The organism is Affinundibacterium amnicola (assembly GCF_014284275.1).
Taxonomy (GTDB): Bacteria; Pseudomonadota; Gammaproteobacteria; order Burkholderiales; family Burkholderiaceae_D; genus Undibacterium; species Undibacterium amnicola.
On the sequence record NZ_JACOFU010000010.1, the window covers coordinates 85,556 to 100,194 of the forward strand.

At 45.0% G+C, this 14,639-nt stretch carries 7 protein-coding genes; 6 read left to right on the forward strand and 1 reads right to left on the reverse strand.

Annotated features, from left to right (window positions below):
• The first annotated feature begins 399 nt into the window (after nucleotides 1-399).
• The 5 genes from H8K33_RS18345 (at nucleotide 400) to H8K33_RS18365 (ending at nucleotide 6,101) form a co-directional block, all read left to right on the forward strand.
• Nucleotides 400-1,581 carry a DJ-1/PfpI family protein gene (locus H8K33_RS18345; protein WP_222613495.1) on the forward strand — a complete coding sequence of 394 codons (1,182 nt, stop codon included), beginning with the start codon at nucleotides 400-402 and terminating at the stop codon, nucleotides 1,579-1,581.
• 288 nt (nucleotides 1,582-1,869) lie between these two features.
• Nucleotides 1,870-3,051 carry a Fic family protein gene (locus H8K33_RS18350; protein WP_186892521.1) on the forward strand — a complete coding sequence of 394 codons (1,182 nt, stop codon included), beginning with the start codon at nucleotides 1,870-1,872 and terminating at the stop codon, nucleotides 3,049-3,051.
• 159 nt (nucleotides 3,052-3,210) lie between these two features.
• Nucleotides 3,211-4,122: a sce7726 family protein gene (locus H8K33_RS18355; RefSeq protein WP_186892522.1), complete on the forward strand. Its 912-nt coding sequence runs from the start codon at nucleotides 3,211-3,213 to the stop codon at nucleotides 4,120-4,122.
• A gap of 8 nt (nucleotides 4,123-4,130) precedes the next feature.
• Nucleotides 4,131-5,078 carry a sce7725 family protein gene (locus H8K33_RS18360; RefSeq protein WP_186892523.1) on the forward strand — a complete coding sequence of 316 codons (948 nt, stop codon included), beginning with the start codon at nucleotides 4,131-4,133 and terminating at the stop codon, nucleotides 5,076-5,078.
• 3 nt (nucleotides 5,079-5,081) lie between these two features.
• A complete protein-coding gene (locus H8K33_RS18365; protein ID WP_186892524.1) occupies nucleotides 5,082-6,101 on the forward strand; it encodes an RES family NAD+ phosphorylase in 1,020 nt (339 codons plus the stop codon).
• 363 nt (nucleotides 6,102-6,464) lie between these two features.
• Here the strand turns inward: H8K33_RS18365 and H8K33_RS18370 are convergent, their stop codons facing one another.
• Nucleotides 6,465-11,576, reverse strand: coding sequence for an alpha-2-macroglobulin family protein (locus tag H8K33_RS18370; RefSeq protein ID WP_186892525.1), 5,112 nt, complete (start codon nucleotides 11,574-11,576; stop codon nucleotides 6,465-6,467).
• 351 nt (nucleotides 11,577-11,927) lie between these two features.
• Between H8K33_RS18370 and H8K33_RS18375 the strand changes: the two genes are divergently transcribed.
• Complete coding sequence (locus H8K33_RS18375; protein WP_222613496.1) at nucleotides 11,928-14,564, forward strand: TonB-dependent receptor plug domain-containing protein; 2,637 nt, start codon at nucleotides 11,928-11,930, stop codon at nucleotides 14,562-14,564.
• Nucleotides 14,565-14,639 lie beyond the last annotated feature (75 nt).

Below are 14,639 nucleotides of genomic sequence, written 5' to 3' on the forward strand. Positions count from 1 at the left end.
AGTTAAGCAATGCCTAGTATTCGAAGATATGACTAGCTTATGTACTTGGCGCTAAATGGATTCGGACCCAAGGCAATACATTGATTTTCTAAGAACGGTGTACTGGAGCATCAATACGTCATATAAGCAATAGGAAGTAGTCGTTTCGATTTCAAATTTAAAAGCACTATTTCCACTGCTTTTTCTCTACAATCCACCGCTTTACAGCATAGTGAATATCTCCCCTTATTTGCAACCTCACCACCATTCATCGCCGTAAAACGCTCATACAAGCCAAGATTCTTACCGTTAATCACAATGGCATTTGTGATCCTATTTAGTGATTCTAAAGTAAGGCTTTTTTAGATTCAGTGTCACTTTTTTTACTTCAGCGAGTGACATGCTTATAAGGAGCGTTCTATGCAAAACGATATCAAATCAGTCAAACATCTTATTCAAAAAAACCAAGCTCAAAACAAACGCACATCGCTGCAAATTCTCTTCATTATGCTCGGAGCATTTAGTCTATTTTTAAATGTCGTGATAGCCACACAATCCTATGCACAAGCATCACATACGATGCCCAAACATACTTCAGGCATACCAACATTTCAAGCGCGCGATGGTCGTACTCGCCCTACTATCGCCGTCATTGCTGAGAATCGCTTTACCGAGCTAACCGATTATGTCATTCCATATTCGATACTCAAGCATGCAGACATTGCAGAAGTCTATGCTCTAGGAATGCAGGAGGGAATAATACAAATGTTCCCCACCTTACGCCTGCGAGCACAATTTAGTGCGGCGCAATTTGATAACCTACATCCAGCAGGCGCCGATTATGTGATCGTACCTGCCGTGCATTACAGCGAAGATCCAGAATTGATATCGTGGATTCAATCTCAAGCAAAAAAAGGTGCAACCATAATTGGAATCTGCGATGGCGTATGGGTACTGGCAAATGCCGGATTATTGGAAAACAAACGAGCGGTCGGGCATTGGTATTCGTTTGATGATCTTGCCAAGCAATTTCCTCGTACTCAGTTTATCAAGAACAAGCGCTATTTAGCGGATGGCAATATTGTGACTAGTACAGGCATCAGCGCATCCATCCCCGTTTCTCTGGCTTTGGTAGACGCCATTGCTGGCGAGGTGAAAACGAAAGCGCTAGCAAATGAACTAGGAATACCGAAGTGGGATGACGAACACCGTAGCGCTGACTTCACATTGTCGGCGAAACACATATGGACAGCGTCAATCAATTGGCTAAGATTTTGGGGCAAAGATAGATTCATGGTACCGATCTCAAACGGCGTCGATGAACTATCACTGGCACTGCTCGCGGACGCTTACTCTCGTACCTATCGTTCTACTGTATTTAGCTTCGCAAAAGATTCCATCACCAGCTTACGCGGACTGCAAATTGTGCCTGAACACTCAGAGCCAGCAACAAATTCACCACTACTTTTTTTACCACCCAATTTAGCACCTGGTCACAGTTTAGACTGGATTTTGCAGCAAATTGCACTGCGTTATGACGAGAGGTCCGCCAGTTTTGTAGCGCTACAGATGGAGTACCCCTATCGTCCAGCAAAAGAATAAAGCGCATCCATATTTTTTCTCAAAAATGATAGCGCTTTATTTGATCGAGAAAATTCGCGGCACTTCAGTCGAATCAGACAACCGATGAAATTCAAGGCGAACGCCCTTATTCTTACTAGTAAATTACAGGTATGGTTTTATTCGCGTTTATTGCGGTGGTGCCGGTGATTGCTTTGACGAAGAAAGCACTTTGAAATTCGCGGTCGAAAATTCTCCACCAACACAAGAAAATAGACAAATGAGCCGTAAATCCATAAAATACGGCTCATATTATGATTGGTATTTTCTATGAATACGGCTCAAAAACCTCGTTATACATGGCAAAACCCAGAATGGCCTCGCTATCATTATGACGTTCAAGCATTAGCGACCTCGCTGGCACAAGCCCGACACAAGTTGGAACAACTAGAAATTAAACTGCGAGCAATTGGTTTAGTTCAAGGTGATGCCGATGCAATGGCGAGAGATATTTGGGTGCAAGAAGCGCTAGCAACTGCTGCGATTGAAGGTCAACAACTCGACACCGATCAGGTACGTTCATCTGTCATGCGCAAACTTGGATTAGCCAACGCAGGCATCAGCGCCAGACATATTGATGGCTTGGTCGAAGTCATGTTTGATGCCAGTCATGATCTCGACACACAACTTCATGCAGAGCAACTGTGTCGCTGGCAAGCAGCGTTGTTCCCACACGGCATATCTGGCATGCAGCGGATACAGACTGGGCAATTCCGTAGCTTCGAGGATGCCATGCAAATCGTCAGCGGCAAAATCGGTAAAGAAATCGTGCACTATCGCGCTCCTGATTCTGCCCATGTGGCGGCACTGATGGACAATTTTTTGGCATGGTTTAATGCCCCACCTGAACAGACTCATCACATCGACGGCATCCTACGCGCCGCCATCGCTCACCTCTGGTTTGAAACCATACACCCCTTTGAAGATGGCAATGGACGCCTAGGCCGAGCCATCATAGACCGCGCCTTGGCGCAAGACTCCCACATCCGCAGCCTAGGCATCGCGGGCTTTACCGCGATGTCACGCACACTACTGCATCAACGAAAAGCCTATTACGATGCACTGAACGCAGCACAAACGGGCGGTCTGGATATCACGCCATGGGTAGAATGGTTCTTGCAACAATTCATCGCTGCCTGCGCGGGGAGTGAAGACACCATACAACAAGCTTTACGCAAATCCCAATTTTGGATCAAGCATGCACACAGCAATTTCAATCCACGTCAACGCAAAACACTACAAAAACTACTAGACGCTGGTGACGGCGGTTTTGCGGGCGGCATGAGCGCCGAAAAACACAGCAAAATCACCGGAGCATCCAAAGCGACCGCCACCCGCGACCTCAGTGATTTATTGCGCCAAGGCGCGTTGCTGTCTTATGGTGTTGGTAAGGCGACTAAGTATGCGATTGATGTTGAGGGTTGGCATTTGGATTTGCGTGGGGTGGGTTGACTGGGAGCTTCGAAGAAAATACATACAATTTTCGGTCAACAGATATCAACGATCAACTTATTGAGTTATTTATTTTTTATGCTGCAGAACCTTATATTACAATGTCAAAAACCAATGAGTTAGCCTACTTGGCTTCAATAAATTTTAGCGATTCTTTCGATGAAGCACTTTGCAAAAAACCACAATTCATTATCAGCATCGCAACTAGCAGCTGCGGCGGGAATATTTTCCTCCAAAGTTATTCAAGAGATGGCTAGAACAGGCAAATCAGAAACATTTTCCCGACTAGCGACTCAATCAGGAATGATTGATTTAATATCGAGATCTACCCCAATTAGTCATTTTTTCGACCAAGTATTTAATGTACTTCAAAGATCCGATTATCGACACGAATATTCCTACAAGAACTTAATTGCAAACAAACAATTACTTGGAATTCATTCATTAAAAACCGCTTCAATGCTTAGCGAGTTTCGCATCGGAACGAGCAAGGCAGATTTGGTAATTTTAAATGGAACATCAACAGTTTATGAGATAAAGTCCGAACGGGACAACTTGCGTAGATTAGAAACTCAAATAAGTGCATATCGCAAAGTATTTGCGAGAGTAAATGTAATAACTGGCATCAATCACATTGAATCTCTAAATAAAATTCTTCCTGATGATGTTGGGATTTTACTTCTTAATAATAGAAGTAATATTAGTGTCGTTCGTAAATCTGCAGAACTGCCAGAACGAACTGATCCAGTGAGTATTTTAGATTCGGTCACAAGAAATGAAGCATTCGCGATTTTAAATCACTTGAATATAGCTTTACCAACAGCACCCAATACACAGATCTATAGCGTTTTACGGCGCATCTTTACAAATTGCGATCCCGCCGAAACCCACGAAGCGATGGTAGCAGTACTAAAAGAAACGAGAACACTAATACCGCTAACTGATCTGTTAGATCAAATCCCAACTTCACTAAAGGCTGCTATATTGTCTACTCCAATTAAAAAGCAAGATCATGAACGACTAATTGGTGCGATAAATACACCCAAAAAAGAAGCCCTGCTTTGGACATAAGGTGAATTATGTACTATCCCTACTTCCGTGGAAAACTATACGATTTAATAACCATTCGAGAAAATGCAGAATTGTTGGCAACCAATAACTTTATTCCAATTGTTGAGCCGGTAAAACAAACGCTTAATGGGCTAACAAAAACTATCGAAGCTATAAACACTGTCCAAGGTGAGATGATTTTGATAGTAAACCCTACCTATGGAGATCATGTCGGCGACTGCAAAGCGTTAAACGATCTTTTACTGGATACCTTCAAAAGTAACAGTAATATTCTCGTCGGAATTCTATTGAGCCAAACCACTACCATCACAGACATTCAATCAATCTGCGACCTCCACAAAAACTCTCGACGAATCGCTTTTATTCATAACGGATTTACGAACACAAGCGATTTAAATACATATATTCATTCAAGGATACAAAATTTTCTTCATATATTTATCGAAAAAAACGGCGGCAAACTGTATCGGGGAAAATTCAAAGATACTACCCGAATATTGGTCAGAGATAGTTTTGAAAAGCGTGCAAATCGGGCATACGAAGATACTGAGCGATTCTCAGAACTTCACCTTACCTATCAAGACGAGGGTATGGATGGATTTGGGGATTTTCTAATTGTTAGCGATGAATTTTCAGAATCTGGCGGACCAGCATACGCGGTTGCGATTCACATTACATTTATCGACACCGACGACGACGACGTAATGCATATCCATCATTTCAAGTCAGATCGATTTGACACACCAACGGACCCCGCAGGAAAATTTGCGGAAGCACTTGCCAAACTGGATCGAGAAGTGAATTCAGGGATATCAAAAGTTAAAAAAACAGACGCAATTTTGGAATTTTTAGACTTAAAGTCACGAGGACATTTTCCTGGTCTCGGATACGTAAAAAAACTGTCAATGCAACATCATCTTGAGACAATTGCAGATTTCTTTTCTACTAAGAGATAATAAATGCTGTGCTGCGCTAATTGCATTGCGGATGAATTCTTTCGTGTCGAATTTTTCGCTGGATCTAATATTGTTGGACGCTGCTCCTACTGCAATACGGATAATTCGAAACTCCTCTCTCCAAGAGCACTAAAAACTCATTTTGAATTACTGCTAAGCATATATTCACCAGCTGAAAATGGGCTATCCCTTGTTGAGCTATTGCAGACAAACTGGGCACTTTTCCCAGCAGATCGTCTAGTTCGCTCAGTCGTAAAAGACCTTCTTTCAGAAATTCTAGATGATGGAGAAATTGTAAGGCAAAAATTTGAGCTACCAACGTCGAACAATTCCGACTCTCTTTTAAAATGGAAAACTCTCCACAATGAACTCAAACATATCAACCGATTTTTTCCACAAACGAAAATCAACTTTGACCGTTTAGAAGAGTTGTTTGGACATGTTTTGATCAAAGAAGAGAATATACCTAAAATTTGGTATCGCGCTCGTATTCAGCAAGGAAGCGCCCCATACGCTATAAACGAAATGGGTGCACCTCCAAAAACATTAGCATCACATGGGCGCGCAAACCCAGCTGGTATTCCTTATCTCTATTTAGCCTCAAATGAGCTGACCGCAATTTCTGAAGTCAGACCGCATACTGGTGAAGACGTAAGCGTTGCGGAATATTCGATCATAAATGGACTAAAGCTAGCGGACTTGCGACACCCTCGTCGTACCGTATCGCCGTTCCAACTTGAGGATGAAGCAGATATTCATAGCTTACTTATTGACATTGATTTTCTAGAGCAGTTAGGAAATGAACTCACCAGACCAATCATTCCGAAGTCTGCTGCATATGACTATATTCCAAGCCAATATTTATGTGAATACATAAAACAATGTGGCTATGATGGAGTTATCTATAAAAGTTCAGTTGGAAATGGAATGAATACTGCGCTTTTCAATCCAGAAAAGGCTGATTGCCTATCTGTAAAACGAGTTCAAATTTCCAGAGTTTCAGTTGAAATAAATACGCCATAATACTTCCACATAGAAATTGTTTTTTACTATCGTTGAGAACGATCTCAACATAAAGAATATTTCATCATACTCACCTACCACTCTATCTAAATTAAGTACATTGACGGCTTGTGTTATGCCATGCTCGGTGACGACAAATGGTAAAGATTCGGAAATTTTAGATTTTTAAGGTGTTCACAACTTGTGACCACCTTGTTTTTGCGCATCTAGCTAAAACATAAAATAGACATCTTGCTTTGTCAACGAAAGCCGCTGGATTCCCGCCAAAGGCACGCGGGAATGACGTAGTTTGCGGCTACTTATGAAAACCTCAAGGACTTTAATCTCCCACGCATCCTTGAGGTATTCCCGTCAAAAAGATAATTACTTCCCACCCCGCGGATCAACCACATTCACCGCCTCAGGCGAAGGTCCATAAGCGCGGATATCTGGTCGATACATATCCTCAGCATAAGTCCCTGGTACATGGAAACGGCCTGGTGTGACGACGCGTAGCATGTAAAACAGATTGATCGGATTGCCATTGAGTCTGACCGCGGCAACGAATCTATCGTCTCTGTATTCTTTATGCTTGATGCGTTCATCTGCCATCGCGGCTGCGAGGTTCACGCCATCGATACTGAATTCACCAGCTTGAGGGCCTTGTGAGATATTGAGATTTTCTACCTCTAAGCCAGCTGGGATGTGGTCGATCACCATTGCGTCTTCTATCACTTGCTTCGACTTGGCTGTGACGCGTACGATCAACATGTCGCCAACTTTGAGATTGCCGCCACTCCATGGTTTACCTGCGACGGTAAACCATTTACGCTCTAAGCTGATTTTTTCTGTGCTTGGAATTGGCAATTTCAGTGGATAACCGCTGGCTTCCAGTTCTATCCACAGTGGATTCGACCCTTTGTTTTCCAGAGTGATGCCTTTGATTGCTAAGGCTGGATCGAAGCTGCGGCTTTCGCTGTTTTTTGAGCTGATGGTGCTACTGCCATCGGCGGTTTTGAGAACCACTTCCCACGGATCGGTGACGGTGCCACCTGCTGCACGTGCCGCTAAAAATAAGGCGATACGTTCTTGCGTAGAGAAATAGCCGCGTGGTTTGCCGAGACGATCTGCCAAATTGGTCAGCATGGTTTCGCGTTGTGGGTGCGCGACTTTATGGCGCAACATTAAGGCGTAAGACATCGCTTGATCACGCACAGCCGTACCATAATCACCGAGGTAATCCCAGTCCCAGTCAGTACGTATGCCATACGGTTTCGTCATAGCATCATTGAAGGCGACATCAGCACGTTTTTGATCGCCCATCAATTGCAATGCTAAACCCAGATGTACCAAGGCGAGTGGTGATTTGGCACGATCACGGTAGCTGTCGTGCAGCAAACGTAGCGATGCTAACGACGCCTTTTGATCACGTGCCAACATGTAGCCAATATGCGCTAATTCTGCAAAGCGTTGGTGACTATTGCGGATCAAATCGTAGTCGCGCCAATCATATTGACCGTTGGCGTTTGGTTTGACGGCTGCAGGTAATGGTGAGAATTGATTGGCTGCGCCATTGAGTTTTTCGGTCATCCATTTTTGCGCACGTTTACTCATTTCTTCGGGCACGTTAAAACCGGCTTCACGTGCGTCGGCTAAGAAGCTGGTGACGTAAGGTGTCAGCCACATTTCATAGGAACCATCATTGCCATTCCACAAACGGAAGCCACCTTCTGCGCCTTGCATGCCGGCGATGCGGCTGATCGCGCCTTCGATAAACTTAGCGCGTTGTTCACGCGTATGCGGTACTAGTCCGACCGCTTTTGCGCCTTCTTCATCGATGTAGACATGTGGATACGCCGCACTGGTGGTTTGCTCTAAACAGCCATACGGATAGTCGAGCAAACCCTTGACGATGCTGCGTACATTCAATGGTGGGCGATTCGACATCGCAACACTCAAAGTTGCCGAGCCACGGTAGAAACGTTCCACCATATTGGCATCGAGTTTTTGCGTCGCGCCGGGTTCTATACGCAGTCGACGCGCATCTTGTTCACGTGGTACGGGCGGTTGAATTTGTAGTGCGAATTCTCTATGAATCACGACAGGTTTTGCACCTGCCGTTTTGACATCGAGACTGATGCGTGACAAACCAAATGGTTCGGTCGGCTCTACATTAAAACGCAAGATCGTTCTTTGCTTAGGCGACAGCTTGACATTGCGTTCACCCTCAGCGATTTTCAATAATTTATCAGCAGAGAGTTTGATGTTAATGCTCTGCTCGCCTTGCATCATATTGGTCACATCCAATGCGAATGTCGACGTATCACCAGGGCCGATAAAGCGCGGTGTGGCGATCTCGGCGACGATAGGTGCGCTGACCACGACTTCTTTATCAGTGCTGCCATATGCGTCATCGGTCGATGCGACTACCATCACGCGCAAGGTACCATTGAAGTCAGGGATATTTAAAGGAACATCAGCTTCGCCTTTATCATTGAGCTGCACGGGGCCTGAAAAAATATCAACCAGCTTGACCTTTTTGGGCATGCTCTTCGTATCGCGTTTACCTGCGTCACCACCCCATTTGATTTTGCCGGGCGTACCATCCATACGCTCAATTAATTTGCCGTAAATATCGGTCAACTCGGCGCTGAAGCGATGCTTGCCGAAGAAGAAATCAAACGGATCGGGCGTTTTAAAACTGGTGATATTCAGAATGCCGACATCGACAGCAGATACCGTGACCATCGCCTTTTTACCAGCAGCATTCTCGACTTTGACTTTGGCGATCATGCGTTTTTCTGGTTCGACTTGGGCTGGTGTGGTCACACTCACTTTCAACTTGCGGGCTTCACGTGCCAGCGGCAACCAAGTCAAACCTACGGCGCGTGCAGGCGTGACTTTATCGCCTTGACTACCTGGGCGGAATACGACTGTCGAGATATACATGTCGGAACGATTCCAGGCTTTATCAATGGGGATACTGACTGTCGTACCGTCTGTGCTGACGGAGACACGCTTACTCCATAAGACTTTATCGGCCTCGACTAAAACCAAGGCTTCACCATCATGCGGTGGAATAATTTTGAGTTTGACATCGTTGCCCGGTTTGGCTGGCGCACCCTCCAATTGCAGGCGAACACGATCAGGTCGATTGCCTACGCTTTCACTGTCTTGCGCATTCCAGCCAGCGTAGAAAAAGTAACGTGCAACTAAATTGGTTTCAGGATCAGTGACTTCTAAACGATAGCGTCCCCACTTCACAGGCACTGTAAGTTTGGCGCGGTTCTTTAATTCCAAAGCGCCCGCATGGATGGTTTCTTCACCTTCGGTATAACCAGAGTGCCAACCGCGACCTGCTTCAAAACGCCAATAGTATTCACGATCTTCACGCACCAATTTGAATGGTGCTTGTTTCAGCACAGAAAATTTACCTGCGGTATTCACGCGAATAATTTCAAACTCCGCCATGCTGCCTTCGCGTGCCACATCTTTTTCGAACAAGGGGCGTATGCCTACCATATTTTGAGCTGGCCACCAGACGCGTTCTATCGAACGCACGACTGGACGACCGCCAGACTCTAATAGACTGAAAGCAGCACGTACTTTCAAAGGTGATTTTGCATTGGCCACGAAAGGCACATCGATCTCGGCTTTACCACTATCATCCAGACTAGTTTCTTCTAATTCAGAGCGGCTCTTATTCGTATCATCGGCAAAATCACCGAAGATAAAGCCCGGCCATTCTTTAGCCACAGGATTTTTGAAACGCTCTTGTGCCACGCTGCCGAGCAAGCGATTACCAGCCGCTGGCGCGCCGTACAAATAATCGCCTTGCACAGCTACACTGAAACTAGTGGTATCAGCCAATGGCGTGGTTTCCGATGTCAAACTCAGCTTCATGCGCTCTGGCAAAAATTCTTCCACTTGGAAAGTGTAAATAGAATCCGGTCGTTTCGCCGTCGGATCAGCGCGGAACTCTAAACTCCATTTACCCGTTGCAGCATCAGGTGGTAAATCGATTGTGTTTTGCAAATAGCCCGGTGTCTTAGAATTAGGTTGCCAAATGCTAGAGCTGACGACATCGCCACTTGGTTTTTTCAAATCGACTTTAATTGGTGCGGGCGGTAAGGCAACACCTTCGGCAGTGCGCGCCATTAAAGATGCGGTGAATTTTTCCCCCGGGCGATACAGATCACGCCCAGACCATGCGAACAATTTGGCATCTCGCGGTAAATGTCCACCGATATCAAATTCAGCTAAATCCAGTCCCGGCTCTTGCAGAGCGATAATCGAAGTTTCCTTACCTCGTTTGGCTAACAACAATTTGGCACCATTCGGCAAACCCGGCAATACGCCGTGACCATCGCCATCCGTTTTGCCGCGCAATAAAACTTTACCCTCATCGCCCAACACTTCCAGATCGACGCTACCCTGTGCTGTGCCATCTTTAAGTGAAGTGGTAAACACATCGGTTTGCTTTATTTGACGACGTACATGCAAACCAATATCACTGACATAGAAATACGTGACTTGATAATCGTAGTCATAATGTCCGGGGCGACGCATCACCGCAACATAGATGCCGGGTTCTTTGAGTTCCGTTATTTTTTCAACGGGCAGGAAACTCACTTTACGACTATTAGGCACTTCATTCGTGACGAAACGATTTTGATAAACACTCTGCGCAATTCCTTGCAAGGCATTTAATTGCCAGCCTGAAGTCAAGCCTTTGAGTTTGTTGCGGTTACCATAATAGTCATAATAATCTTCGTCGCCGCCTTCGCTGTCCCCTTCTCCCTCGTCATCAGTATTTTGATTGTGTCGGTTTTTGCCGATCACCATGTCGATGAACTTCGGCAATTTTTCTGGCGAAATGCGTAAAAACTCTACATCGACCTCGGGAATATTGACGGTAACGACTGGCAAACCGCCATTCAAACCTGCGGGCAGCACCGTCCCCTTACTCGCAAAGAAATAGGATGGCGCCATTTCATCGCTGATGACTTCGCAACTTGCCGCATTCTCCAACTTCTTGCCCGAACTGGAAGCGAGCATACCACTCAGTTTGACACTGTATTTATGACCCGCTTTCACAAATGGAAATAGCAAAACATGGGGATTGTCTGAAACGATCCACCCGCCCTTCACCAAGTCACTGGGTTTGGAGGCAGCAGTTGCCGAAGCATCGCCAGATTTCACTTTATTTTTATCTGCCTTGCTATCACCAAGATCAGAAACTTCAATTAACTTATCTAGCGCTTGATCGGCATCGACGCTTTGCGAAAACATCACCGCCAAAGCTGGTTTGTCGTCGTGTAATCGTGCCAGACATGATCCCATGGTGAACGGCGCATCGGGATTCGCCAACACCGCATCGCCGCTCACTGGCGGCACAGTCTTGTGCTTTTTCGCCCACCATAAACCAGTACCACCTGCCACCAATGCCGCACTTAGCAAAGCGATGCCTATACTTTTTTTAGAAAATTGCGCCATATCAGTTTCCCTATTTTTTGATGATGCCAATATAACATCTTGGCAGACAGAAAACACTTAAATGCCAGATTACACACAAGTATTTGTCAAAAGAAATGCTTATTTAATTGATGATTTTGCACACTTAAAAATCATGCAAATACATTAATGAGCATGAAAATGCAATTTGAATTTGCCAATAATACCCCCAAAAAACAACAAGGTTTTTGATCATATTGCACGTACCAATTCGCTCATGTAGTATGAATTGGCCTAATTCTTGAACGCAAGCGGGGCATACCAGTTATACAAAAAAACCAATCAACACTCGATTGTTGATGGATCATATTTACAAACAAATGGGAGCAAGAATTGAAAAATAAGACTACAAATTTCGGCCGTTCGCCGAATAAAGAAATTTTTGTGAAGAGTGCGATTCAAGTCGCAATCGTATTATTAGCAGCAGGTGGAATTGCCAACGCACAAACCGCCACCCCGGCCAAAGCAGATGAAAAAGCAGCGGCAACACAGGAAGTTCAGCAGGTTGTCGTCACCTCCACCGGTACTCGTGGCTCAAACCGAACGGTGATTGATACTCCAGTGCCAATTGATATTTTAGCGGCTTCAGAACTAACCAAGACCGCTCAAGCATCACTTGATAAAGCCCTAGCCTTCCGCGTCCCCTCCTTCAATACCGTACAAACCCCAGTCAATGATGCAACCTCCCTGCTAGATCCTTACGAGATTCGTAATATGGGTCCAAGCCGTTCACTAATCTTAATTAACGGCAAGCGTAAAAATGCTAGCTCACTGGTGTACACCCAGACATCACCTGGGCGCGGTGAAAGTGGCGCAGATATTTCAGCCATTCCTCAAGACGCAATCAAGCGTATTGAAGTTTTACGTGATGGCGCTTCCGCACAGTATGGTTCAGATGCGATTTCTGGTGTCGTCAATATTATTTTGAAAGACAATCCAGAGGGAACATCGATTACAGGTCGTGCGGGTGTAACCCACGAAGGTGATGGCAAGATGCAATCGATCAGTCTCAACCATGGTCTGGCGTTGGGAGATAGTGGCTTTGTCAATTTGACCGGTGAAATTTCCAAAAATGGCTTAGCCTCTCGTTCGGGCATTGTCAGTGCGCGCGGTGAAGCGGCAACGTTTGGCGGCGGGCCTGAAACATTTGCGGCAGACCTTGCCGCAGTCAACGCCTTCCTGGCAAAGAAGCCTGACGCAGGCAATATCAATGGTTCACCTGAGTCGCGTACGGGGAAGTTCTTAGTTAATTCACGATATGACGTCACTGGCGAGGTGAGCGTGTATGGTAACGCAGCATATATAGACAAGAAAATTGATAGTTATGCCAATTATCGTACGCCATACTGGCGCCCGACAGACTACGGTTTGTTACACCCAGCTGGCACACCATATGAAGGATATGTTCCTGGATTTTTAGGTGCGCTAAAGGACTATAACGCAACGATTGGTACAAAATTCGATGTTGCTGGATGGTCTGCTGATGTGAGCTTGACTATCGGTGGCAACGAGCAAAAGTATACTGTTACTAATTCAGTTAACCGCGGCATGGAAGATGCCTATCTGAAAGCAGTAGCGGATAAAACGCCGTTGCCAAAACATGGACAAACACGCTTCGAAGCTGGTGGCTCAAAGTTTACACATACAGTCTGGAATGCTGACTTTTCAAAAGAGTTAAGTAAGGGCATTAATGCTTACTTTGGTAGTGAAATTCGCTCAGAGAAATACACTTTGATCGCTGGGGAAGAAGCTTCGTATTTGTATTCTGGCGCAGATTCATATGCTGGCAACACACCAGACAACTCCTTCAGTTCCAAACGTTCCAACTATGGTATCTATGGCGGAGCCACATTTAACACAACGGATAAACTGATTATTGATGCAATCGGTCGCTATGAAAAATACAGCGATTTCGGCAATGCGATGATCGGCAAACTGAGTGCTAAGTACCAATTCAATGACCAATTTACATTGCGTAGTTCATTGTCCACAGGCTTCCGCGCGCCATCGCTACATCAAATCTACACTCAGAAAGCGCAGTACTCTTTCTCAGGTGGATCAATCCAAGTTTCCGGCTTGGCGAGCAATGTATCAAAAGAAGCTGCAGCACTGGGTGTTCCGAAGTTAAAAGCTGAAAAATCTACCAGCATCACTTTGGGGTTAGGCTATAAGCCAAACAAAGACACCAGCATGACACTGGACTACTACAATATCTCTCTCAAAGATCGCATCATTTTGGGTAAAGAAATTAAACCAAGTGGTGACGCAACTGCAGAACTCGATAAGATTCTGAAAGCAGCAAACATCGTATCTTTGAGCTTCTTTGCCAATGCATTGGATAGCCAAACATCTGGTATCGATTACGTGTTTAACCACCGTAACATGCAATTAGGTGATGGCAAATTACACTTCAACTGGTCTGGTAACTACTCATTGAAAAATGAGCGTGATGGCGCAGTCAATAATCCTGCTGCGATTGCAAAAGCTGGCCAATCTGTTTTGGATATTACGCAAGAAGCCTTGATGTTCACTTCACGTCCGAAGTACAAATCCATCATTGGTTTCGACTACGATATCAGCGACTTTAACTTCTCCGTCAACAATACGGTGTTTGGTCCAACCAAGTTCAGAAACGCAGATCTCGATCAAAACTTAGCGGTCGTCTTCAAAACCAAAACTTTGACAGACTTTTCAGTTAACTACCAAATCAACAAAAACATGACCTTGGCGTTTGCGATTAACAATATGTTTAATGTGACACCATCATGGAAATTGGAAGCAGCTGGAGACAAAGCTAAAGGTCAGGCTATTCTCGATAGCAAGACAGTGGACTACACTGGCCGTACGCCAACGCAAATTCAGTCTGATAACATCACATTTGACCAACGTTATTCCATGGTCACTTATGATGGTTCGCATTTCAGCCAATTAGGTCGTATTTACAATCTGTCTCTGAACTACCGCTTCTAATTCCATTTGGATTAAAGCAGATCGAAACTGACATCGTTTCGACAAACAAAAAGACCACGAATTATTCGTGGTCTT

What these genes read in the sequence shown, in the direction of transcription:
- H8K33_RS18370 (WP_186892525.1), bottom strand. Translation starts at nt 11,576, where the DNA reads ATGGCGCAATTTTCTAAAAAAAGTATAGGCATCGCTTTGCTAAGTGCG.
- H8K33_RS18360 (WP_186892523.1), top strand. Translation starts at nt 4,131, where the DNA reads ATGTACTATCCCTACTTCCGTGGAAAACTATACGATTTAATAACCATT.
- H8K33_RS18355 (WP_186892522.1), top strand. Translation starts at nt 3,211, where the DNA reads ATGAAGCACTTTGCAAAAAACCACAATTCATTATCAGCATCGCAACTA.
- H8K33_RS18345 (WP_222613495.1), top strand. Translation starts at nt 400, where the DNA reads ATGCAAAACGATATCAAATCAGTCAAACATCTTATTCAAAAAAACCAA.
- H8K33_RS18350 (WP_186892521.1), top strand. Translation starts at nt 1,870, where the DNA reads ATGAATACGGCTCAAAAACCTCGTTATACATGGCAAAACCCAGAATGG.
- H8K33_RS18365 (WP_186892524.1), top strand. Translation starts at nt 5,082, where the DNA reads ATGCTGTGCTGCGCTAATTGCATTGCGGATGAATTCTTTCGTGTCGAA.